This is a genomic window from Sphingomonas sp. AC435, from assembly GCF_979253005.1.
This window is the reverse complement of the sequence record NZ_CEEDCJ010000131.1, coordinates 1-231: the sequence shown is the minus strand read 5'-3', so window position 1 is coordinate 231 and position 231 is coordinate 1. Positions and strand designations below refer to the sequence as shown.

At 68.4% G+C, this 231-nt stretch carries 1 protein-coding gene; it reads right to left on the bottom strand.

Translation table 11 applies throughout. The features are described from left to right. The coding region (locus AC0CH8_RS19195) for an RNase adapter RapZ (protein WP_465241244.1) at nucleotides 1–112 on the bottom strand (112 nt) is incomplete at its 3' end. Nucleotides 113–231: the final 119 nt, after the last annotated feature.

Below are 231 nucleotides of genomic sequence, written 5' to 3'. Positions count from 1 at the left end.
GGACCAGCGGCAGATTGTCGACGACCTCCCAGCCCAGATCCTCCAGCGTCTTCAACACCGGCGACTTGCCGGCCCCCGACAGGCCGGTGACGAGCAGGACTTCCTGGCTCATGCTGCCTGACTCATGCTGATGGTCTCCCGCCCACTTCGCGTCGCAACGCCATCTCCAGCTTGATCGGCGCGCTGGCCTCGCACGGCGCGAGCGCCACCTGCGGCACCTCGATGCCGGCG